The sequence below is a fragment of the Vreelandella sp. V005 genome (assembly GCF_052645115.1).
In genome coordinates this window covers 93,564-113,732 of the sequence record NZ_JBQXYA010000002.1, presented here as the reverse complement: position 1 = coordinate 113,732, position 20,169 = coordinate 93,564, and the positions used below count along the sequence as shown (strand labels likewise).

Sequence of the window (20,169 nt, the reverse complement as noted above, 5' to 3'; positions counted from 1 at the left end):
AGGGGAATCAGTTCGCTAAAATCATCGCGTCCAGATCCAGGGATAATGGATCCAGCACCTCGGACCAGCTTAAGTACGGCGTGCTACCGCTGCCATTGACCATGACGCTGAATACCCCCCAGCGCCCTTGTGCCGTCCGAAAATAGCCTGCCGCCGCGCGCACGGCAAAGGGTTGGTTCAGGGTACCGGTTTTTAGCATGACATTGTTTTGAAACGTGTTTGATCCCCGCCGAATAAAGCGCATGACGCCGTTGGCTGGCGACTGAAAAGCGGCCACAAAGCTTGGAAACAGTGAACTTTGACGAAACATGTCTTCGAGCATCACGTTTATCCCCTGTGCCGAAGTGCGGTTCTCCGTGGTCAGCCCGCTGCCACTGTACAGGGTTAACGGCCCATGCCCAGGCAGTTGCTGCCCATAAGACTCAATGGCTTGGCCTGCCTGACGTAACTGCGCTTGAGGCGTTCCAACGAGATCGAGTGCCAGCACATCGGCCATGTAGTTATTGGAATAATTCATGATCCGCAGCACTAATTCTTGCAGGGGCTGGCTGTCGACGGCGGCCAAGCGTTGCGCCGTGCTGGGCGGCTGTGTCGAACTGACCCGCCAAGGGTCGCGCACTTGAATACCCGCCTGATTCAACATACCCATAAGCACTTGAGCAGTTTTCTCCGCCGCATCGCTGGCACCGCGATAGACATCGCGGGCTATCGCGTTAGTGGATATTTGTCCCGTCAAGCGCATCACGTCACCGCGCTCGTCAGTGAGGCGCTCAGCGCTAATCTCGGTGCCGCTATTGGCGGGGCGAGTGACCACCTGGTTATCGATGGTGATCAGCGACGCTTGGCTATCGCACATTCCCACCCGGGCCGGCTCACCGGCGCGAGCGGCAGGAGCAACATTGACGCACCAACTGCCAAAATTAACGCCGGCTGACGAAAGCGGCGCGCTATAGGCGTTGGCAACCCGGGTGAGGGCATCACAGCGATCCGTGGTAATACAGTCCACCGGCCCGAAACGCCATTGGCTCACCACTAACGCTCCTTGCACCTCGCGCACGCCCGCTAAGTGCAGCCGCTGCACCAAGCGCCACAGATTTTCAGTGGTAAGCCCAGGATCCCCCCCGCCCTCAAACACCAAATCACCGCGCAGCACGCCACTATCGACGCCAGCGGCGCTTACCAATTGACTGGTAAAGCGGTGCTGCGGGCCAAAACGGGTCAGCGCCGCTGCCGATAAATACGCCTTGGTGACGGAAGCAGGTGACAATTGACGCTCGGGATTGATGCTACCCAGCAGCGCATTGCCTCCCGTATCGGCATCGAGCAAGCGCGCTTCAGCACTAATCGAAAAGCCTTTGTTCTGCAGTTGGCTCAGTCGGTTGAAATCAGCCAATAGGCTGGTACTAGCGCACAAGGCCAGGCTGGCAACTCCAGCGACCAGCGACCAGCGCTGCAGACGTTTCATAGCAAACAAAGAACCCATTAAAATACCTCAGTGCACATTCATTTTGGAAAACACTTGCAGCATCACCACACCCGCCACAATCAAGCCAATACCCATCACTGCGGGTAAATCGGGCTTTTCACCAAACACCACAATGCCGACGAGCGTGACCAACACAATGCCCAAACCCGCCCAAATCGCATAGGCAACCCCAACGGGCAGCGTGCGCAACACTAGGCTGAGCAGGTAAAAAGCAAGCCCATAGCCAACCACCACGATGATGCTCGGCACTGGGCGTGTGAAACCGATGGAGGCCTTTAAAGCACTGGTGGCGATCACTTCGGCCACGATCGCTAATACCAAATAGACAAATGTCATGTTCGCTCCAAATCAACGCGTAACCGCCAAAGCGCTTGACCGCTTTGCGCATACTTCGCCTCAAACGGCGTTAAAAAGTCACCTCCAGGGGTAAATTCAGACACCGCCGCCTGCTGGCCGGTTACCTGCGCCACCGCTAATGCGAATTCCTCAACGTAAAGTGCCCAATTTGAGCGCAACTCAAGGTGTCCGCCAAGCGCCAACAGTGTGGGTAAAACCGCATGGCCATGCCAGCGCATTTTTAGATGCCCTGCTTTGGGGTAAGGATTGGGATATAACAGATAGTGATGTTCTGGCACCCAGCCCGCCTGATAAGCCAAACGCCAGAAATCGACCAGATCCGCGCGCACCAGCAGTGCATTGTCGGGCAACTCACCATGATCACGCCCCAAGCGATCTTCGCTGCGATCGATCCCCATCACGGCATGTGCAGGGAACCGCAGCGCCAAGTGGCGTGTCGATACACCCACGCCACAGCCTGAATCCAGTATCAACGGTGCCTGGCGACTGGCGAGCCACTCGGCCGCCTGGGCAAAGCTGTGCTGAGTATGCGCGGCGACCGGCTTACGCAACGGGTGGGCCAGCGCTCGGCTGACCCGGCGCGCTAGATCGTGATGCGGGCCTGGCTGGTTAGAGGTCACTGGTCGAGAATTATGCTGCATGCCATCTCTCGGCTAAAAAACGTGATTCTATCAGTCTCGAGCGCTTGCGGCATGACGCCGTTGCGTGGCCGGTGCTATGATCACGCCTAACGTACTTATTAAGCGCATCGCTTTTAGCCAAGTAGGCTTAGAGCATTGCCAATAATCATTATTACCACCACCGCATCACGAGGAACCCGGCTTGTCACACTTACCGGTGATTGTCGGCATGGGCGGCATCAATTCCGCTGGCAGAACCTCTGGCCATCAGGCCTTCCGCCGCACGGTGCTTGATGCCCTCCCTGCTGACCAGCAACGCCAGACAATCGAAGGCTTGGCGGCGCTAATGCGCCTAGTAGAGCACTCAGAAAAGGGGTGGCAGGACAGCCAAGGCCAGTCCGTAGAGGCCCCGGCTCAGACGCTGCGTGATCGGGTGTTGCACCACACTCTGATCAGACGCAATGAAGATCCGCGTTTTCTCGACCCTGGCCTACCGTCTAATCGACAGGCCAGTATGCAATTCGCCGAGCCGATGCGCTTCACCCTGCGTCGCCGCCAGTTGCCCGAAAACTTGCCAGCCGATTGGCAGGTGCGCGATATCGATGCCCGCGAGGTAGAGGTCAGCGTGCCCGCAGGGGTATTAGAGGTGTTATTGCCTGATGCGCAGGTGCCCAAGGTACGCGCAGCGGCACAGCTACCCAGCGGTTTCGACCCTGCCAGTCTCTATCGCAGCGTGCACCATCCGCGCGGTCTTTCCCTGGCGGTATTTGGCGCCAGCGACTGTTTGGGCGCCAGCGGCCTATCTTGGGAAGCGCTGCGCCAACAGTTAAACCCGGATCATATTGCCGTTTACGCCGGCAACTCCATTGGTCAGTTGGATGACCAGGGCTGGGGGGGCTTGCTAAAGAGCTTGGTGACTGGCCAGCGGGCCACTTCCAAGCAAATGCCGCTGGGCTATGGGCAAATGCCCGCCGACTTTTTGAACGCCTATGTACTCGGCAGCGTGGGCGGTACCGGCGCGGCGCTAGGCGCCTGCGCCAGTTTTCTCTATAACCTACGCCTGGGCATTGATGACATTCGCGCCGGGCGGCGCCGCGTGGTGATGGTAGGCACGGCGGATGCGCCGATCACTCCGGAAATCATCGAAGGCTTCCGGGCGATGGGCGCACTCGCCGACGATGCTGGGTTAAAAGCGCTTGACGCGCTTGAGCTGCTTACTGATAGCGATTACCAGCGCGCCTGTCGCCCGTTTGCGCGCAACTGTGGCTTTACCATGGCAGAAGCCAGCCAGTTTGTGCTGCTGATGGATGATTCCCTCGCCTTAGAGGTGGGTGCGGATATTCTGGGCGCGGTGCCAGAGGTGTTCGTCAACGCAGACGGTTATAAGCGCTCGATCTCGGCACCGGGCATCGGCAACTACATCACGCTCGGCAAGGCGGCCGCGCTGGTGCACGATATGCTCGGCGAAAAAGCCCTTAAAGAGCGCAGCTTTTTGCACGCTCACGGCACCAGCACACCAAAAAATCGCATTACCGAATCCCACGTGTTCGATGAAATTGCGCGTGCTAACGGGATCAGAGACTGGCCAGTCGTGGCAATCAAAGCGTTTATCGGCCATTCGCAGGGATCGGCGGCGGGGGATCAGCTCGCGAGCGCTTTGGGCAGCTTTGCTCACGACCTCTTGCCAGGCATTCCCACGCTTGATGCGGTCGCCGACGATGTCTATGCCGAGCGGTTGCGTTTTTCGCAAACGGCACAAACATTTCGCGCAGACGCTGCCTTTATCAATGCCAAAGGCTTCGGCGGCAACAACGCCACTGGCGTCGTGCTCTCGCCTGCGGTGACCGAGCGTTTACTAGCCCAGCGCCACGGTGCCGCGGCGATCAGTGCCTGGAAAGAGCGTCGTGAGGCTACGCGCGAAGCGGCAGCGAGCTATCTTGCTCAAGCCGACCATGGCCACTATGCGCCACGCTATCAGTTTGGTGAAGCGGTATTGGAAGGGCCGGAGTTGGCTATTCATGCCGACCGGATTCACATTCCCGGTTACGACCACGCGGTGTCGCTCACCAGTGACAACCCGTTTGGCCGTCTGGACGAGGAGACATCGTGATGAGCAGCGGCAAAGTCAATATCGCCGTCTACCCAGGCACCTTCGACCCGATCACCAATGGCCACTTCGACCTGATTGAGCGCGGTGCGCGCATGTTCGACAAAGTGGTCATCGCAGTAGCGGCAAGCCCCGGCAAAAGCCCCAATCTTGATCTGGAGACGCGCATGGCACTGGTAAAAAAGGTGTGTGCGTCGTTACCCAACGTAGAGGTTATCGGCTTTTCCACCCTACTGACCACGATGATGCACGAGCAAGGCGCGACCATCATTCTGCGTGGCTTGCGCGCGGTTTCTGATTTTGAGTACGAGCTGCAGCTTGCCAACATGAACCGGGCGCAAAATCCGGAGCTTGAAAGCGTTTTTTTAACCCCAGCGGTGGAAAATTCGTATATTTCTTCCACCATCGTGCGTGAAATTGCCAAATTAGGTGGCGATGTTTCTCGCTTGGTGCATCCACAGGTCGCCGAAGCGCTGCGTAAGCACTACACTAGCTAGCCAACGCTATTGTTGAGTAAAACACTCGGGTATTGCGTTATAATAGCCCGCGTGTAAATGCCATCTGCGAGGTATGCCCATGGCCCTGATGATTACTGACGAGTGCATTAATTGCGACGTCTGCGAGCCCGAATGCCCCAATGATGCGATCTCCCCAGGCGAGGAGATCTATGTCATCGATCCTAACCTATGCACCGAGTGCGTGGGCCACTATGACGAGCCTCAATGCCAGCAGGTTTGCCCGGTGGACTGTATCCCCCTCGACCCAGAACGCCACGAAAGCCAAGAACAGCTGATGAAGAAGTACCGCATCATCACGGCTGCTTAAGCCACATGCGGATTTGGACCCTCGCTTGGCCAATCATTCTTTCTAATATCACCGTTCCGTTACTCGGTTTGGTGGATACCGCTGTGGTCGGACACCTGCCCGACTCTCGCTATCTGGCGGGCGTTACCCTGGGTGCGACCCTGTTCAGCTTTCTCTATTGGGGCTTTGGTTTTTTGCGCATGGGCACCACCGGGTTAGTCGCGCAAGCCATGGGCCGCGCAAGCGACACCGATGTGCGCAACCTGCTGGGGCAATCCCTGATAATGGCACTGGTGATTGGCGCGCTGCTGATTGTCTTTGCCTCCCCGCTGGTTTCTTTAGGACTATGGCTGCTGGACGGCAGCGAGGTGGCGACCGACTTAGCGCGCGAGTACGCCCATATAAGGCTCTGGTCGGCGCCTGCAGTACTCGCCAACTACGCCATTCTGGGCTGGTTTTTGGGCCAGCAAAATTCCCGCGTCACGCTGATGATTCTGCTGCTCACCAATAGCGTCAATATCGTACTCGACCTATGGTTCGTCGTAGGCCTTGATATGACCAGCAACGGCGTGGCCTGGGCTAGCGTTATCGCCGACTACAGCGCACTGGCCTTTGGCAGCTATCTGGTACTGCGTCAGCTAACGCTACTTGATGGGCACTTTTTGCGCGAGCGCTTGTTCGCGCTGGCCGCTTATAGCGCGCTGTTCAACGTTAATGCCAACCTCTTCGTGCGCACGCTAGGCCTGCTCTTCGCCATGGCGTTCTTTACCGCCCAGGGCGCACGCCAAGGCGATACGGTGCTGGCGGCCAACGCCGTGCTACTGCAGTTCATTATGCTGACCAGCTACGCTCTGGATGGGTTTGCCCACGCCGCTGAATCCTTGATCGGGCGTGCCTATGGGCGCCAGGATTGGCATGAATTTGCCGCCACCGTGCGCGCCGCCGCAGGTTTCTCGTTCTGGACCGCGGTCGCCGCTGGGGTGCTGTTTGCGCTAGGCGGCAATGGCTTAATCGCGCTACTCACCAGCCTTGAAGAGGTGCGCGCGACCGCCGCGCACTATTTGCCTTGGATGGTCATGATGCCGCTGATTGCGGTATGGAGCTATTTACTGGATGGGGTGTTCATTGGCACCACCGCCGTGCGTGAAATGCGTAATAGCATCTTTGTTGGCCTCGCCGCTTACCTCCCCGCTTGGTGGATGACCCAAGGGCTTGGCAATCATGGCCTTTGGTTTGCGTTCATGCTCTTTACACTGGTTCGCTCGGCGGTCTTGATTCACTATTATCGCCGTTATCGTCGCACCTACTGGCGCTAGAACGGGCGCGACACCGGTAACTGCGTTAACGTGAGGTGCATCGGGCAGCTTCAACGTGAAAAACAGCGCGCTCCCCCGTATATTAGCCATGCACTTCCTAGACACTGACTAGCAGGACATTGACTAGCAAGACACTGACTAGGTACTTACTAATAATGAATAAAGAGAGCATCCTATGCTTAAAATGATCTCAAAACCGGCTGTAAAGCTGGTGGAGCGCTATCTGCCCGACCCCTATATTTTCGTTCTACTACTGACGTTAATCGCCTCAGTGGCGGCGATTGCCATCGAGCGTCAAACACCATTGGCGGTGCTGCGCTTCTGGGGAGATGGCTTCTGGGGGTTATTAACCTTCTCAATGCAAATGCTGTTGGTACTGGTGACCGGCTTTATGCTGGCCAGCTCGCCACCGGTAAAGCGCATTCTGCAAAAAATTGCCGGTACTGCTAAATCGCCCGGTGGCGCCATTATTCTGGTGACCCTGGTTTCTTTGGCTGCCAGCTGGATTAACTGGGGGTTCGGTCTCGTGGTCGGCGCGCTGTTTGCGAAAGAGTTGGCCCGCCTGATTCGCGTTGACTATCGCTTGTTAGTTGCCAGTGCCTATTCGGGCTTTGTCGTATGGCACGGCGGTTTGGCAGGCTCGATACCGCTCACCATTGCCACTGAAGGGCACTTTTCCGCCGATCAGATTGGGGTCATCAGCACCGGCTCAACGATTTTTGCCTTTTTTAACCTCGCTATTGTGGCTTGTCTGTTTATTGCCATCCCGCTGGTCAACCGCATGATGCTGCCGGATGAGAAAGATAGCGTCTACGTCGACCCTAGCCTACTTGATGATGAGCCTGAGCCAGTGGGCCGCATTACTCGCCCGGCAGAACGTTTAGAAAACAGCTTAACGCTGTCTTTATTGGTCGGTGTACCAGGGCTGCTATTTCTGCTTGACCACTTCCTGTTACGCGGTGGCGGCCTGAACCTTAACGTCGTCAATTTCCTGTTTCTGTTTTTAGCCATCGTGCTTCATCGTACACCACGTAACCTGCTTAAGAGTTTGAACGAAGCGATCAAAGGCGGTGCGGGCATTGTTATTCAGTTCCCGTTTTACGCTGGCATCATGGCCATCATGGTGCAATCAGGCTTGGCGGAAAGCATGTCTGAATGGCTGGTATCGTTTGCCACCGCTACGTCGCTCCCCTTCTGGTCATTTATCAGCGCTGGGATTGTGAACCTGTTTGTACCTTCCGGGGGTGGACAATGGGCGGTTCAAGCACCGGTGATGCTGCCTGCTGCGCAAGCCTTGGGTGCCGATATCTCGCGGGTGGCCATGGCGGTCGCTTGGGGCGATGCCTGGACCAACCTGCTGCAACCCTTCTGGGCACTGCCGGTACTTGCGATTGCGGGGCTGAAGGCGAAAGATATTATGGGTTTCTGCCTAATCCAGCTCTTTATCACCGGCATTATCATTTCAGTCGGCCTAGTCTGGTTTTAAAAAACACCTAATCGCTGCCTGCCGCTTGGCTTCCCCTGCTTGGCGGCAGGCAGTGTTAGTAGAGGGAAGACCGCATGTCCGAAACGGAAAGCATCACCAGCGCCGCAGTCAGTACTGCCTTGCCTGGGCAGCATGAACTATCAATGACTGTCTTAATGACCCCTGATATGGCGAATTTCAGCGGCAAAGTGCACGGCGGGGCTATTCTTAAAAAGCTGGATGAAGTCGCGTTTGCCTGCGCCAGTCGCTACTCGGGTCACTATGTGGTGACGCTATCGGTCGATCAGGTACTGTTCAAACAGCCGATTCATGTAGGTGAACTGGTCACTTTTTTAGCCAGCGTCAATCATGTTGGGCGTTCGTCGATGGAAGTTGGCATTAAGGTGGTCGCCGAAGATATCCGCAATAAATTGATACGCCATACCAACAGCTGTTACCTCACCATGGTCGCGGTGGATGCTGATGGCAAGCCCGCCAGCGTACCGCCACTCAGTTTGGCAACACCGCTGCAAAAGCTGCGTTTTGAAAAAGCTGCTTTGCGCAAAAAGTTACGTAAACAGGCAGAGCGAGAAGAGCTATTGACCCAGCAGCAGCATCAGTCGCAGGCTCGTTAACGACCATTGAATGATCCCTCCACAAGGAGTTCGCATGCCTGTCAGGGAACGCTACCCGCACCTGCCTAAAGCGGTCGAATACGCCCATATCGGTTGGGATTTTTTTATTTTGACGCTCGTGGTGGTGAACCTCGCGCTGCTGCTGTTTGATTCGCTGTTTTTACTAGGTCCAATCAACCAAGGCATTGCCAGCATCGCGCCAGGTTTCTACTCCTTTTACGATGACACCATTCATAGCCGTTTTATTGCCATCGACTTAGTGTTTGTGAGCTTTTTTATTGCCGATGTGTTGCTAGGGTGGTCCATTGCAATTGCCGAACGGCGTTACCACCGCTGGTTCTTCTACCCTTTCGTGCACTGGTACGACGTGCTGGGCTGCATTCCCCTCTCGGGCTTCCGTCTGCTGCGCATTCTGCGTGTCGTATCGCTTCTCCATCGCCTTCACCGGTTGGGCATGATTGATGTTACCCGCTGGGAGACGTTTCTCTTTTTTGCCAAGTATTATGACATTTTGCTCGAAGAGCTTTCCGACCGTATCGCCTTAAAGCTCTTGGGCAATGTTCAGCAGCAGATCTGCGCCAGTGACTCGCTGACCGAGCGAGTCATCGACCGAGTGATCATGCCCCGCAAAGCGCAGTTGATTGAAGAGATCGCCCAGCGGCTGGAGAGCACGATTGGTAAGGCCTACCAGCACAACCGCCACGCTATCATGACGGCGATTAATGACTTAGTCAGCCGAACGCTGCGGGAAAGCCCTGAAATACAGCGTCTTCGCCGACTGCCCATGGGGCAACAGGCCAGCAGTGCGATGGAGGCATCATTGAGCGGTATTGCTCAGCGGCTGGTGGATGAGCTACTGCTTGGCATCCACTCCGATGAGTTTAAGAATTTAGTGGAGCGCACCGCCGACAGCGGCTTCGATACCTGGCTCACCGTGGACGAAGGCAGCAACCGGGTGACCGAACAAATGCTGTACGACATCCTCGAAATGCTCAAAGAGCAGGTCAATCGTCAACGTTGGAAAGATCGCTATGATTAGTGATTAGTATTGCTCATTCATTAGCTATTCAAATACAGCACAACCCAGCACCTTTACATCGCAGGATACAATTAAATGAACAGCGAATGGTTAATCCTGGGCCCTGCCGCGCTCTATATGATGTCGATGACACTCACGCCTGGGCCAAACAACATTATGTTGACCGCCTCTGGGGCCAACTTCGGCTTTAAGCGCACGCTACCGCATATGTGGGGAATCCTAGGCGGCTGCTTTTTACTGTTTGCGGCAATTGCTCTCGGTTTAGGCGTGTTATTTGAGCGTTATCCTGCTGTTCAAACGGCGCTACGCTGGGTAGGCAGTGCTTATTTACTCTACTTGGCCTGGAAAATTGCCAGCGCGCCACCTCCTAATTTAAAGGCACGAGAACATAGCGTCCCGTTAACGTTCTGGCAGGCGGCTGCGTTTCAGTTTGCTAACCCGAAAGCGTGGGTGATGGGGCTTGCGTTGATGGCTGGCTTCTTGCCTGAAAGCGGCCAGCCGGTCGTCAATGCGCTGGTATTGGCGGGTTTTGCTGAGATGGTGGCACTGCCGTGTATCGCTTTATGGGCGGCCTTTGGCACTGCAATTGGCCAGTGGATCAAAAGCGATGGCGCATGGAGAGCGTTCAATATCACCATGGGGATATTAACCGCCGCCTGCGTCATCCTGATTTTACGCTAGGCTAGTTAGCCGCAGCGCAATTCTTCAATCACTTCTTGTTCATCAAGATGAATATTCAAACGATCCGGGCGATGATCCATCGTCGCCGCGTCGCCAGGGCGAAGTACGCGTACTTGACGGGCACTGCTCTCACTTTGCAGTTGTGTCACTTTCGCTTCGTCGAATGACTCGCCTACCGCGTATTGGATAGCCGCTAAATCACAGGTAGCCGACTGCTCATCGTTGGCCGCGCCCGGTGCTACCGTGGGTGGCGGTGGGGCTGCGTCGACATCGTCATTGGCGGGGGAAATGGGCATTTGGGAACTGACGCATGCCGTTAACAGCATTGCGCAGGTGCTTATTAAAGCGAATTTAGCCAGAGTGGTACGGGGCTTCATCCTTGAGTCTCCAAATAACAGAACAGGAAAATACCAACACTACTCACCATCGGGCCAGGTATTTACCTGGCCCGATGGAGAATATTAACGTGCTAATGCAGCTTAACTAGCCGCATCCTGGACAGCTTGGCCGCCCTCTTCAACATCCTGGCCTGCACCAGAAATGGTGTTACAACCAGTAAGAACACCCGCCGTCATCAGTAGCACAAAGCTCATGGCTAATAATTTTTTCATTTACGTTCTCCTTAACGAGTCATTCAACATCGGGAAACTCCCCTGACAACTCTCATTGCCGCTTGGGAGCTTTTTTAGGGTAACAGCGTTTTGTTGATTGTGCCCGCTTTCCCTACATTGCATTGCAATTGCTATGCTATCAAACGCCTATCTATCAGACTGGAGCCCTCATTTGAACGATTTCACCCTTGATGAACGCTTAGCGGCCGACACATTCCCCATCGCCGAACTCCCCCTCAGCCGCGTGCTGCTGATGAATGATGCACGCTACCTGTGGGTCATTCTGGTTCCCCGCTATACCGCTATCAGCGAAGTGTTTGAGCTTCCGGCCGCCGACCAGCAGCAGCTTTGGCGTGAGGCCTCGCAGCTCGGCGGCGCCATGAAAACAGCGCTGGGGGGCGACAAAATCAACATTGCCGCATTGGGCAATGTGGTAAGCCAACTGCATGTTCATGTCATTTTGCGGCGGCACACAGACGCCACTTGGCCTGCTCCGGTATGGGGTAACGGCTCAGCCGAGCCCTATAACCCTGCTAGCCAGGCGGCCTTACACGATCAGCTTCTGGCGCTCGTCAACGGACTGGAAGTGTAGCCTAGCCGCTACCCGGTTAAAGGATGGCTTTGTCGGGTAGGTGGCTCATTCAATAGTGGCCCACTTGGAGGCTGTACGGCGCCCGCCACGCAAAGGGAAATGCCGACGAAGACAATCATTGCACCACCGGCAAAGGCCAGCCAGCCGGTGGCCTTTTGCACACTCCGCTGGCTGGACTGCTGTTTGGTCAAACGCCGTTGTGCCCAGTTGCGGGCTAATATACTGGCCAGTGCGAGCGCTGAAACGGTAATGCCCGTACCCAGCGACATCGCCACGACAGACGCCACCCCCACCTCGAACTGGCCCAGCAGGCTGGCCGCCCCCAGCATTAACACCGCCCCGCTACAGGGGCGCATGCCAATGGCGCCGACCGTCATGAGCGCCGTCCGCCAATCTAGCGCCTGCTGCGGTTCAATATGATGTGCACCGCCGCAGCAGTGGCTATGATCATGGCTGTGGCTGTGGCTGTGGCTGTGGTCATTACTGTGGGTCTGATAGGCGGCGCGCAGTTGCTTGATTGCCCGCCAACACAGCCAACCTCCTAATGCCGCTACTAGCAGAAAACTGGCTTGTTCCACCCAAACGACACTGCCCATCGCTTGCCGAGTTATCCAGCCCAGGCCGTATACCAACACCACCACTAACGTGATGGCGGTCACTCCCTGCAGTAGGGAAGCGGCAAACGAAAGCCCCAGGGCGCGCTTGAGTGCACCACCGTGGGTGGCTAAATAGGTCGCCAATACCGCCTTGCCATGCCCCGGCCCGGCGGCATGAAAAACGCCGTAGGCAAAGCTAACACTCAGCAGAGTCACCCATGTCGCCATGGTGGGAGTGCGGGAAAGCTCGGTAATCGCCAGTGTCAGTGAGCGATGCAGGTCGCGCTGCCAGCCAAGCAACTGATAACTCATGCTTTGAAACCCACCTTGCCAAACAACGATAAGCACCACTGCGACCAGCAGTAGCGCCATCATTAGCCCTAGATGGCGGGAAAAGGGTCGTGGTATGAACATCTCACCGCTCCAGCGCTACAATTGTTACAAAATAACATAAAGACGCCTAAATTCGATAGACGACGCTTGGCAAGTACGCGCACTTAATACCCCCAGTCATAGCCCTTAACGGCAATCGGCTTGGCCAGTCTCGGCAAAAAAGCGCCCCAAACCGGGTTCACCACTTTCATCTTTATCCAGCAGTGCGGCTTGCATCACCCGCTCAGGATCGGGATCAGCGGCGAGTATCGAGAGCGCGCAGCCAAGCTCACCGTGAAGAATGAGCGCATCGTCACGGGGCTGACCGTCCTGCTCCTCGTGCACCACTTCGATGTAATAGGTAGGATCAAAGACTTGATAGCTAAGCAGAGAACCCGCCAACGGTTGCGGCGTTTCCAGCGGCAGAATGAACATGAAAGTTAGCCGCCCATCGCGCTCCAAGGCAGTATATTCACTCACGTCGCCCAGCGCCTGGGGCTCATCGTCGATACGTACTTCGGTTAAATAGTGCTGACCGGCAAGGTTATCGCGTATCTCTTTACCCAACTGATCAAGCCCCTGTTCAAGGCTGGCATTTTCAACCTGTTGCAGTTCTTCGAAGACGACCAGGCTGTAAAAGGGGTCCATCCGCCACGTTTGATGCAAACCGCTTACCATGCCCTCGTCATTGGTGATGAGGCGAACACTCAAGTCGATCCAGCCATGAGGATGAGCATAGGCGTGAGGGCTGACGAGCGCACTACTGGCTGCCAAGACAAATGCCACTGCGGCCACAGTTCCCTTCATGGTGCGACCCCCAGCTTATGCTGCAGGGCGACCAGCCACGGGTCGAGCAAATAGGGTTCCAGCGGTTGATTACCACTCAATGCCGACACGCGCACCCGGCTACCGCTGCCCTCTTCACTGACTTGCAGTTGCAGCCGATACCCCGGCCAGCGGGCAAGCGATGCTTCTGCACGGCCCAAGGCAATATCCGCATGGCTCACCACGTAGCCCTGTTCCACCATTAAGTCCACCGCTTCTCGAAACGTCTTATCGGCGGGCGTTGCGTAAGCCAGCTCTCGCGGCTCCAAGGGCGTGGGGGTGGCACAGCCTGTCAATCCCGCCAGTAGGCCTACCACTAACCAGTGACGAAGTTTCATAATGGCCTCCCAGTGGCGGGTGCACGCTGTTCGAACGTGGCTTGAAAGCGCTGGCAGAAATCGTCATTGCTGGCGCTATACGATTCGCGTAAATCCCCTAGGTGATCGAAGCGACGAATATCCCGGGAAATACGTATATGCGCTTCATTGATGAACAACGAGACACGCTCCACCTCCACCGGCTGCTGGCCTATTCCACCGCCAAAGCCTACCCCGCCGAATCCAAACCCGATGCCCGAACTTCCCCCAATACCCAACCCACCAAACATACGCATTCCACGCCCATAGCCATACGCATTATCGTATGGGTCATAGTAGCCGTGCAGTTCACGTTCACGACTAGCACTAATTAATCCCAATGTGGTATCGGTAGAAGTAAGCGTAAACCCCCATTCGGTCAGGATATCGACGCTGGTTTCAAGCGCTTGCTCATCCGCGGTAGGAAAATAGCAGGCGGCGGAAGGCGCTGGCTCGGCCTGAGGCAGGCGATCCGGCGTGACTTGGCAGCCAGCAAGCGCTAATAGACAGGTTAGGCTTATGGGTATCGACTTCATGTTAGATCCTCTAACGGACGAGGCCGCTGGTTTGACGCAGGTTAGCGCGCTAAGCTCGCCAACGGTGCTCACATCTAATAACAATGTGCTTAAGACAGCACGTTGAAGCGAATGTTTTTAACCACCATCAGTTGATGCGACTGTTTTTTTGCGGAGATCGTGCTAATGAATGTACTGCTTTGCCCCGACAGCTTTAAAGATGCACTCAGCGCCCAGGAAGCGGCTGCCGCCATGGCAAGAGGCGTGCAGCGCGCACTACCCAGTGCTCAGGTGCAGGCCTGTCCTTTGGCTGATGGCGGCGAAGGCAGCTTAGACGCACTGATCGCAGCGACCGGCGCCGAACGGCGTCAGTTGAACGCTCAGGATGCCCTGGGGCGCCCAAGAAAAGCCACCTGGGGCTGGCTTGGCGATCAGCGTACCGCGTTTATTGAGCTGGCAGAAGCCAGTGGTTTGCAGCACCTTAGCACCGAAGAGCGGAATGCCTTGCATACCTCGACGTTTGGCGTCGGTGAACTACTGCTGGCAGCGCTGGACCAGGGCGCTGAAAAAGCGCTTTTACTGCTCGGCGGTAGCGCCACCAATGATGGCGGCGCCGGTATGCTACAGGCTCTCGGCGCGCGTTTATTGGATCACAACGGCGAGCCGCTGCCGCCTGGCGGCGCGGCGCTTAGCCAACTGGCCAACTTAACGCTGGAGGGGTTAGACCCGCGCTTAGCAGGGCTTACCGTGGAAGCCGCGGTCGATGTTGATAACCCCCTCTTGGGCGCGCGTGGCGCCAGCGCGGTATTTGGCCCGCAAAAAGGCGCCTCACCTGATGAAGTTGAACAGCTAGATCGCGCGCTTAGCCACTTCGCCGATATGAGCGCGGCAGTACTCGGCAACGACTACCGAATGCTACCCGGCGCTGGGGCGGCAGGCGGCATGGGGTTTGCAGCCAAAGCCTTTTTAAATGCCAGCTTAAAACCCGGCATCGAGATGATTATGCAGCAAGCCGACATGGCGACCCTGTTGGCGCGTACCGACCTAGTGATCACCGGCGAAGGCCGCCTGGATGGGCAGAGCCTGGCGGGGAAAACGCCGATTGGCGTTTCGCGTGCGGCTCAGCGCCTCAATAAGCCAGTGATCGTGCTGGCTGGCAGCCTGGGCGATGGCTGGCAAGCCTGCTTTGACCAAGGCGTCACTGCGGCATTTGCCTTAGCCGATGGCCCAATGACGCTGCAAGAGGCACTTCCGCGCACCGCCGAGCTCCTTGAAGCGCGCTGTGAAAGCCTGCTTAGGCTGTGGCTAAACAGGCCTTGAAAAAAATATCCGCTGCCAGCATATAGAGATCATACGCATACGACAGAGGGATGATGCGATAACACTATGGCAGCGATGCAAAAAACTTGTTTTGCACCGCACTCATAGCGCTCTAGGCTAATACCCACGCTGTTTATAGGCATTAACGGCCGCCCAGGCGGCCACCAAAAGGGAGCAGGTTATGACAGATACCAATAGCATTGGCTTACACGAAGGTAGCGCTAGTCAACTCGCCGAGAAGCTCAACCACCTGCTAGCCAACTACCAAATTTTTTACATGAACGTGCGCGGCTACCACTGGAATGTGCGCGGGAGCGACTTTTTCGAACTGCACGCCAAGTTCGAAGAGTTCTACACCGATCTGCTGACGAAAGTGGATGAAGTGGCTGAGCGCATCCTGACACTGGGCCACAAACCGGTTCACGCGTATAGCGACTATGTCACCCTATCGCGTATCCAGGAAGACAAAGACGTCCATGACGGTACCACCTGCGTTAAAGGTGTATTGACCGGGTACCAGACCATTATCGAGCTTCAGCGCGAGCTGCTGGCACTCGCCTCTGATGCAGACGATGAAGGCACCGCGGCTCAAGCCGGTGACTACATTCGCGAGCAGGAAAAAACCATCTGGATGCTCAACGCCTACTTAAGCAAGTAAGCCCAGGGTTAGAGTTAGCAACGCGAAAACGGCACCGCTGGTGCCGTTTTTTTTATGCGCGGAGCCTAAGCATCAAGCTTAGCCCTGCTCAGCAAGATCCTCGATCAATGCCCGCAGCATCAACCAAAACTCCTCGACCGAGGCGAGTTCCACCCTTTCATCCGGCGAGTGGGCGCCACGAATTAGCGGCCCAAATGAAATCATATCCAGCTGCGGGTACTTGCTGCCTAAAATACCGCACTCCAGCCCGGCATGAATCACCTTCACTTCGGGTTCACGACCCAGCAGTGACGCATGCCGCGCCTTGAAGGTCGCCAGTAAAGCACCATTGGGATTGGGTGCCCAGCCGGGGTAGCCGTTCTCGACTTTTACCCTTGCGCCAATCAGGCCAAACAGTGCTTGGAAGCGATCCGCCAAAGCCACTACCGCACTATCGTGCAGCGAACGCACCAGCGCGCAGAGGTGTAGCCGCCCTTTTTCCAGGCTTAGCACCCCCAGGTTATTGGAGGTTTCCACCACGCCCGGCACATCGGCGCTCATCCGCTCGACCCCGCAGGGGGCAGCGTGTAGAGCGGCCAGCAACATCACACTGGCATCCAGCGTGAGCGGTTCGGCGTCAGATACTTGCGTGATACGTTGTGCGCTGATTTTAAGGCCGCTATCGCCACTGCCCAGCTCTCTCAGCAGAATCGTTTCCAGCCCGGCAATCGCCACCAGCGCGGCGTCCAGCTCATCTTCAGGCAGTGCTACCTGGGCAAATGCCTCGCGGGGTATCGCGTTGCGTAACGTGCCGCCGTGATAGCTAATCAAGCGCGCGTCAAAGGCTTCTAAAGACCTCAACACTCTTATCAGCAAGCGATTGGCGTTGCCCAGTGGCTTATGAATATCGATGCCTGAGTGGCCACCCTTCAATCCCGTCAAGGCAATTTCGATAACGCGCTCGTGCTCACCCGCCGCGGCGCTCGGCAGTTGCGCATTGACTTCCACATCGGCCCCGCCTGCGCAGCCGATATAGACCTGTCCCCGGTCCTCACTGTCTAAATTGAGCAGCAGCGAACCTTCTAGCCAGTTCTCAGCCAGGTTCAGCGCACCGCCCATGGAGGTCTCTTCTTCCAGGGTAAACAGCGCCTCCAACGGCCCGTGGCGAAGATAGGGATCTTCCAATACGGCGAGAATGGCCGCCACACCCAATCCATTATCAGCGCCTAAGGTGGTACCTTCGGCGTGCAGCCAACCGTCGGCGACATAGGTGCTGATCGGGTCGCGAGTAAAGTCATGCGCGTGATCGCTATTGGCCTGGGCCACCATGTCCAGGTGGCCCTGAAGCACTAAGGCTGGAGCTTGTTCACAGCCGGGAGAGGCCGGTTTACGAAGGCGTAAATTGCCGAAGGTATCGCGGTCGTGGGTCAAGCCCTGTTCATCCGCCCACGCTTCGAGGATGGCAACGAGCGCCGCTTCATGCCCCGAAGGGCGCGGCGTATTGCAAAGGGTACGAAAGTGGCGCCATACCAAGCTGGGGGCCAGCGCTTCTAAATGTTCGTTCATAAGGACTCTTCATTATCGGCAACGGGACTACTTTACCGGTCAGCGCTATTCGGCAAAAGCTAAACCGCAACAGCACCGTGGGTACCTTTCACCGGTTCGATTAATTCATTCACGGCGAGACGCAGTGCCTGCACCGCTTCAGCGTGGGCGCTCGCCAGGGATAAATTTTGCAACGCCCAGGCCGCCAGTTGTCGCAGTGACTGATGCTGTGATTCGCTTAAAGAACAGCGGCTGGCTTCACGCGCCAAGGCTTGTAAGGCCGGGCGAGCCAGCACTGGGTCGCGGTAACCCGTGGCCACATCTTCGATGTCCTGCCAATCGCGCCCGCTCAGCGAAATGCCCGGCAGTTGGCCGAGCAAGAGCACAACGACCGCAGCGGGCAACGCTTTCAATTCAAAGGCCAATAGGCCAACGAATGCCGCTTCAAAGCGCTCTTCAAGGTCGGCGAGCACCGCCTCACCCTGGGTATTTAGCGCCTTCGCTACCATCACCGCAAACTCACCGGTTGAGGCTTCGCGGGTGATGCCTAAACGTACCGGCGAGAATCCTTGCGCCAGCCAAAACCGTAACAGCGACGCCTCGGCGCCAAAGGTGGCGCCATAGAGCGCAATGTCCTGCTGCTGCGCGGCGGCCATGTCATCACGCAGCAGCGCTTGCCCCAACCCCTGGCGCCTACGCTCTGGATGCGTTGCGATACGTGCCACCCGCCGCCAGCGTGCCGTTAGCGCCTCGCGGCTCCCGGCGTGCGTTGCCAACGACTGCGCTAATAAGTGCCCCTGCGGGCGGCGCTCGCCGCGGGCGACTTGATGGGCAAGCGTGGCCTCAAAACCACCCTCTTCCCGAGTCACCAGCACGGCCTGGGGTTCGCCCGCCTGCTCGATCACGCGCAATGCAGTGCCGGGGCCATCAAGCAATTGGCGCAGGTCGTTGGGTGATGTGCGGTAGTGCGACTGCACCAGCAGACCAAACAGTTTTTCCAGCGCCGCCTCATGCTCGGCAAGCCAGGCACGCTCTACCACGTTTGTTGCCAAAGAACGGCTAATGGGTTGGGCGAGGGGCTGCGCTGCTTTTAACAGCAGCAGCTGATTGACCACAGCTTCCAGAGGGTCACCAAGGCTCCAGCGAATGGGTGTCTCAAGCGTCAGCGCTTTCCACTGGGGCGCCAACCGGTCCAGCGTGTCGCGAAAGCGCAGTGCAAACCCCCGCCCTGAGCCCTCATAGCCATGGACGGTGGTGGCAAACGCAATGCGGGGAAAGGCGCTCAGCCATTGCCCCAACAAGTCAGCGGGGATCGCCGCAGCCTCATCAACCATTAAGTAGCTACCATCACCACCCTGCTGCTGGGCGGTGATTTGCTCCGTTAAGCTATCCGGCAGGATAAACAGCAGTTCGCTGCCCTGGGCCAACTCAAACCGATTTTGCGCCACCCGACGGCCGTCCGGACAAAGCGCAGCGACCCGCTCAAAAACACTCTCTACGGCGCTTAAACGTGGCGCAGTAAGCACTACTCGCTGGGTTTTATGCATTAACAGCTGAGCACAGGCGATACCCAGTGCAGCACTTTTGCCGCGCCCGCGGTCGGCGGTTATGACCAGCGGTCGGCGGCGCTTTAACCCCACCAATTGGCGCACTGCCTGTCCCTGGTCGGCACTTAAGCAGACGCCATCACGCACGTTAGCCGCTGGTGGGCGCACGGGAAGATGGGACAAGTGCAATGTTTGCCCAGCGCGCCAGCGGATGACGTCAGTTGAGGTCTGCAACTGGCGGGCTAAACGCGCCAAGTAATGGGCGGAGAGTGCCTGCCAAGGCCAAGGATAGTCAGCCAAACGGGCATAATCCGGATCGGGGGCGTCGCCTAACGACGGCGGTGTCAGCAATATCAGCAACCCGCCCGCCGTCACCGTCCCCGCGAGCGCGCCCAGCGCTTCAGGGTCCAGGCCGGTGCTGTGGGTATCGATGACGACCAGCTGGTGTTCAGCCCCGAGGCGGGTACGTGCCTTGCGTGGAGAGAGAGCAGCCGCGGAAAACGCTAACGCGGTGCTCTCGTTAGCGACCCACACAGGCGCCTGCCAATCATTGACCTGCCATAGCGCCTGCGCGGTTGATCGACACGACTCGGCATCGCCCGCTAGCCACACCAATTGGCGCCAACCACGGCGCTTGAGACGCTTGGCATGATGTATTAACGCTGCTACGGCTGCCTGGTCGTTTCCCATCATCTCATCTCAATATGCATTTCAGTGTCTCTATTGCTGATAGCCATCCGTTA

General features: G+C 57.0%; 22 protein-coding genes. 11 read left to right on the top strand and 11 right to left on the bottom strand.

Going from position 1 to position 20,169, the window contains the following annotated elements:
* Positions 1–7: 7 nt before the first annotated feature.
* From dacB to trmB, 3 genes are read right to left on the bottom strand one after another with little or no spacing between them, the layout of a single operon-like run.
* On the bottom strand, positions 8–1,465 hold the full coding sequence (gene dacB, locus ACUN8H_RS05790; RefSeq protein ID WP_445531207.1) for a D-alanyl-D-alanine carboxypeptidase/D-alanyl-D-alanine endopeptidase: 1,458 nt from the start codon (positions 1,463–1,465) through the stop codon (positions 8–10).
* A 27-nt stretch (positions 1,466–1,492) separates the two neighbouring features.
* Positions 1,493–1,822, bottom strand: coding sequence for a DMT family transporter (locus tag ACUN8H_RS05785; protein ID WP_445531206.1), 330 nt, complete (start codon positions 1,820–1,822; stop codon positions 1,493–1,495).
* Positions 1,819–2,484 (bottom strand): tRNA (guanine(46)-N(7))-methyltransferase TrmB, encoded by a 666-nt coding sequence (gene trmB, locus ACUN8H_RS05780; RefSeq protein ID WP_445531205.1) that lies wholly within the window; start codon positions 2,482–2,484, stop codon positions 1,819–1,821. The genes ACUN8H_RS05785 and trmB overlap by 4 nt, the downstream gene beginning before the upstream one ends.
* A 181-nt stretch (positions 2,485–2,665) precedes the next feature.
* Between trmB and ACUN8H_RS05775 the strand changes: the two genes are divergently transcribed.
* The 8 genes from ACUN8H_RS05775 (at position 2,666) to ACUN8H_RS05740 (ending at position 10,510) form a co-directional block, all read left to right on the top strand.
* Positions 2,666–4,573, top strand: coding sequence for a beta-ketoacyl synthase (locus tag ACUN8H_RS05775; protein ID WP_445531204.1), 1,908 nt, complete (start codon positions 2,666–2,668; stop codon positions 4,571–4,573).
* Positions 4,573–5,067, top strand: a complete 495-nt coding sequence (coaD, locus tag ACUN8H_RS05770) for a pantetheine-phosphate adenylyltransferase (RefSeq protein ID WP_445531203.1) — start codon at positions 4,573–4,575, stop codon at positions 5,065–5,067. Before ACUN8H_RS05775 ends, coaD begins: the two co-directional genes overlap by 1 nt.
* A 79-nt stretch (positions 5,068–5,146) precedes the next feature.
* Complete coding sequence (locus ACUN8H_RS05765) at positions 5,147–5,395, top strand: YfhL family 4Fe-4S dicluster ferredoxin (RefSeq protein ID WP_008957577.1); 249 nt, start codon at positions 5,147–5,149, stop codon at positions 5,393–5,395.
* 5 nt (positions 5,396–5,400) lie between these two features.
* Positions 5,401–6,690: an MATE family efflux transporter gene (locus tag ACUN8H_RS05760; protein WP_445531202.1), complete on the top strand. Its 1,290-nt coding sequence runs from the start codon at positions 5,401–5,403 to the stop codon at positions 6,688–6,690.
* Positions 6,691–6,865: 175 nt separating this feature from the next.
* Positions 6,866–8,176: a short-chain fatty acid transporter gene (locus tag ACUN8H_RS05755; protein WP_445531201.1), complete on the top strand. Its 1,311-nt coding sequence runs from the start codon at positions 6,866–6,868 to the stop codon at positions 8,174–8,176.
* A gap of 74 nt (positions 8,177–8,250) precedes the next feature.
* Entirely contained in the window at positions 8,251–8,790 is a 540-nt protein-coding gene (locus ACUN8H_RS05750) for an acyl-CoA thioesterase (protein WP_445531200.1), read from the top strand.
* A 34-nt stretch (positions 8,791–8,824) separates the two neighbouring features.
* A complete protein-coding gene (locus tag ACUN8H_RS05745) occupies positions 8,825–9,829 on the top strand; it encodes an ion transporter (protein ID WP_445531199.1) in 1,005 nt (334 codons plus the stop codon).
* A 75-nt stretch (positions 9,830–9,904) separates the two neighbouring features.
* Entirely contained in the window at positions 9,905–10,510 is a 606-nt protein-coding gene (locus ACUN8H_RS05740) for a LysE family translocator (RefSeq protein WP_445531198.1), read from the top strand.
* 5 nt (positions 10,511–10,515) lie between these two features.
* Here ACUN8H_RS05740 and ACUN8H_RS05735 read toward each other — a convergent pair whose 3' ends face one another.
* Both ACUN8H_RS05735 and ACUN8H_RS05730 read right to left on the bottom strand, forming a co-directional pair.
* Positions 10,516–10,806 (bottom strand): I78 family peptidase inhibitor, encoded by a 291-nt coding sequence (locus ACUN8H_RS05735; protein ID WP_445531197.1) that lies wholly within the window; start codon positions 10,804–10,806, stop codon positions 10,516–10,518.
* A 183-nt stretch (positions 10,807–10,989) separates the two neighbouring features.
* Positions 10,990–11,121, bottom strand: coding sequence for an entericidin A/B family lipoprotein (locus ACUN8H_RS05730; protein WP_445531196.1), 132 nt, complete (start codon positions 11,119–11,121; stop codon positions 10,990–10,992).
* 172 nt (positions 11,122–11,293) lie between these two features.
* Between ACUN8H_RS05730 and ACUN8H_RS05725 the strand changes: the two genes are divergently transcribed.
* Positions 11,294–11,713, top strand: a complete 420-nt coding sequence (locus tag ACUN8H_RS05725; RefSeq protein ID WP_445531195.1) for an HIT domain-containing protein — start codon at positions 11,294–11,296, stop codon at positions 11,711–11,713.
* Between the two features lie 8 nt (positions 11,714–11,721).
* Here ACUN8H_RS05725 and ACUN8H_RS05720 read toward each other — a convergent pair whose 3' ends face one another.
* The 4 genes from ACUN8H_RS05720 to ACUN8H_RS05705 form a co-directional block, all read right to left on the bottom strand.
* Positions 11,722–12,723, bottom strand: a complete 1,002-nt coding sequence (locus tag ACUN8H_RS05720; protein WP_445531194.1) for a nickel/cobalt transporter — start codon at positions 12,721–12,723, stop codon at positions 11,722–11,724.
* A gap of 105 nt (positions 12,724–12,828) precedes the next feature.
* Entirely contained in the window at positions 12,829–13,488 is a 660-nt protein-coding gene (locus ACUN8H_RS05715; RefSeq protein WP_445531193.1) for a DUF1007 family protein, read from the bottom strand.
* The gene (locus tag ACUN8H_RS05710) at positions 13,485–13,844 is read right to left on the bottom strand and encodes a hypothetical protein (RefSeq protein WP_445531192.1); all 360 of its coding nucleotides are present in this window, start codon (positions 13,842–13,844) and stop codon (positions 13,485–13,487) included. The genes ACUN8H_RS05715 and ACUN8H_RS05710 overlap by 4 nt, the downstream gene beginning before the upstream one ends.
* Positions 13,841–14,398, bottom strand: coding sequence for a hypothetical protein (locus ACUN8H_RS05705; protein ID WP_445531191.1), 558 nt, complete (start codon positions 14,396–14,398; stop codon positions 13,841–13,843). The genes ACUN8H_RS05710 and ACUN8H_RS05705 overlap by 4 nt, the downstream gene beginning before the upstream one ends.
* A 165-nt stretch (positions 14,399–14,563) precedes the next feature.
* On the opposite strand from ACUN8H_RS05705, the gene ACUN8H_RS05700 reads away from it, so the two are divergent.
* The gene (locus tag ACUN8H_RS05700; protein ID WP_445531190.1) at positions 14,564–15,697 is read left to right on the top strand and encodes a glycerate kinase; all 1,134 of its coding nucleotides are present in this window, start codon (positions 14,564–14,566) and stop codon (positions 15,695–15,697) included.
* Positions 15,698–15,878: 181 nt separating this feature from the next.
* A complete protein-coding gene (locus ACUN8H_RS05695; protein ID WP_290696591.1) occupies positions 15,879–16,355 on the top strand; it encodes a Dps family protein in 477 nt (158 codons plus the stop codon).
* Positions 16,356–16,433: 78 nt separating this feature from the next.
* Here the strand turns inward: ACUN8H_RS05695 and ACUN8H_RS05690 are convergent, their stop codons facing one another.
* Both ACUN8H_RS05690 and ACUN8H_RS05685 read right to left on the bottom strand, forming a co-directional pair.
* A complete protein-coding gene (locus ACUN8H_RS05690; RefSeq protein WP_445531189.1) occupies positions 16,434–17,900 on the bottom strand; it encodes an aminoacyl-histidine dipeptidase in 1,467 nt (488 codons plus the stop codon).
* Between the two features lie 59 nt (positions 17,901–17,959).
* A complete protein-coding gene (locus tag ACUN8H_RS05685) occupies positions 17,960–20,119 on the bottom strand; it encodes a tRNA(Met) cytidine acetyltransferase TmcA (RefSeq protein ID WP_445531188.1) in 2,160 nt (719 codons plus the stop codon).
* Between the last annotated feature and the right edge of the window lie 50 nt (positions 20,120–20,169).

Excerpts from the sequence above, each read along its gene's own strand:
- dacB (WP_445531207.1), bottom strand. The coding sequence starts at position 1,465 with ATGAAACGTCTGCAGCGCTGGTCGCTGGTCGCTGGAGTTGCCAGCCTG.
- ACUN8H_RS05785 (WP_445531206.1), bottom strand. The coding sequence starts at position 1,822 with ATGACATTTGTCTATTTGGTATTAGCGATCGTGGCCGAAGTGATCGCC.
- trmB (WP_445531205.1), bottom strand. The coding sequence starts at position 2,484 with ATGCAGCATAATTCTCGACCAGTGACCTCTAACCAGCCAGGCCCGCAT.
- coaD (WP_445531203.1), top strand. The coding sequence starts at position 4,573 with ATGAGCAGCGGCAAAGTCAATATCGCCGTCTACCCAGGCACCTTCGAC.
- ACUN8H_RS05765 (WP_008957577.1), top strand. The coding sequence starts at position 5,147 with ATGGCCCTGATGATTACTGACGAGTGCATTAATTGCGACGTCTGCGAG.
- ACUN8H_RS05760 (WP_445531202.1), top strand. The coding sequence starts at position 5,401 with ATGCGGATTTGGACCCTCGCTTGGCCAATCATTCTTTCTAATATCACC.
- ACUN8H_RS05755 (WP_445531201.1), top strand. The coding sequence starts at position 6,866 with ATGCTTAAAATGATCTCAAAACCGGCTGTAAAGCTGGTGGAGCGCTAT.
- ACUN8H_RS05750 (WP_445531200.1), top strand. The coding sequence starts at position 8,251 with ATGTCCGAAACGGAAAGCATCACCAGCGCCGCAGTCAGTACTGCCTTG.
- ACUN8H_RS05745 (WP_445531199.1), top strand. The coding sequence starts at position 8,825 with ATGCCTGTCAGGGAACGCTACCCGCACCTGCCTAAAGCGGTCGAATAC.
- ACUN8H_RS05740 (WP_445531198.1), top strand. The coding sequence starts at position 9,905 with ATGAACAGCGAATGGTTAATCCTGGGCCCTGCCGCGCTCTATATGATG.
- ACUN8H_RS05735 (WP_445531197.1), bottom strand. The coding sequence starts at position 10,806 with ATGCCCATTTCCCCCGCCAATGACGATGTCGACGCAGCCCCACCGCCA.
- ACUN8H_RS05730 (WP_445531196.1), bottom strand. The coding sequence starts at position 11,121 with ATGAAAAAATTATTAGCCATGAGCTTTGTGCTACTGATGACGGCGGGT.
- ACUN8H_RS05720 (WP_445531194.1), bottom strand. The coding sequence starts at position 12,723 with ATGTTCATACCACGACCCTTTTCCCGCCATCTAGGGCTAATGATGGCG.
- ACUN8H_RS05715 (WP_445531193.1), bottom strand. The coding sequence starts at position 13,488 with ATGAAGGGAACTGTGGCCGCAGTGGCATTTGTCTTGGCAGCCAGTAGT.
- ACUN8H_RS05710 (WP_445531192.1), bottom strand. The coding sequence starts at position 13,844 with ATGAAACTTCGTCACTGGTTAGTGGTAGGCCTACTGGCGGGATTGACA.
- ACUN8H_RS05705 (WP_445531191.1), bottom strand. The coding sequence starts at position 14,398 with ATGAAGTCGATACCCATAAGCCTAACCTGTCTATTAGCGCTTGCTGGC.
- ACUN8H_RS05700 (WP_445531190.1), top strand. The coding sequence starts at position 14,564 with ATGAATGTACTGCTTTGCCCCGACAGCTTTAAAGATGCACTCAGCGCC.
- ACUN8H_RS05695 (WP_290696591.1), top strand. The coding sequence starts at position 15,879 with ATGACAGATACCAATAGCATTGGCTTACACGAAGGTAGCGCTAGTCAA.
- ACUN8H_RS05690 (WP_445531189.1), bottom strand. The coding sequence starts at position 17,900 with ATGAACGAACATTTAGAAGCGCTGGCCCCCAGCTTGGTATGGCGCCAC.
- ACUN8H_RS05685 (WP_445531188.1), bottom strand. The coding sequence starts at position 20,119 with ATGATGGGAAACGACCAGGCAGCCGTAGCAGCGTTAATACATCATGCC.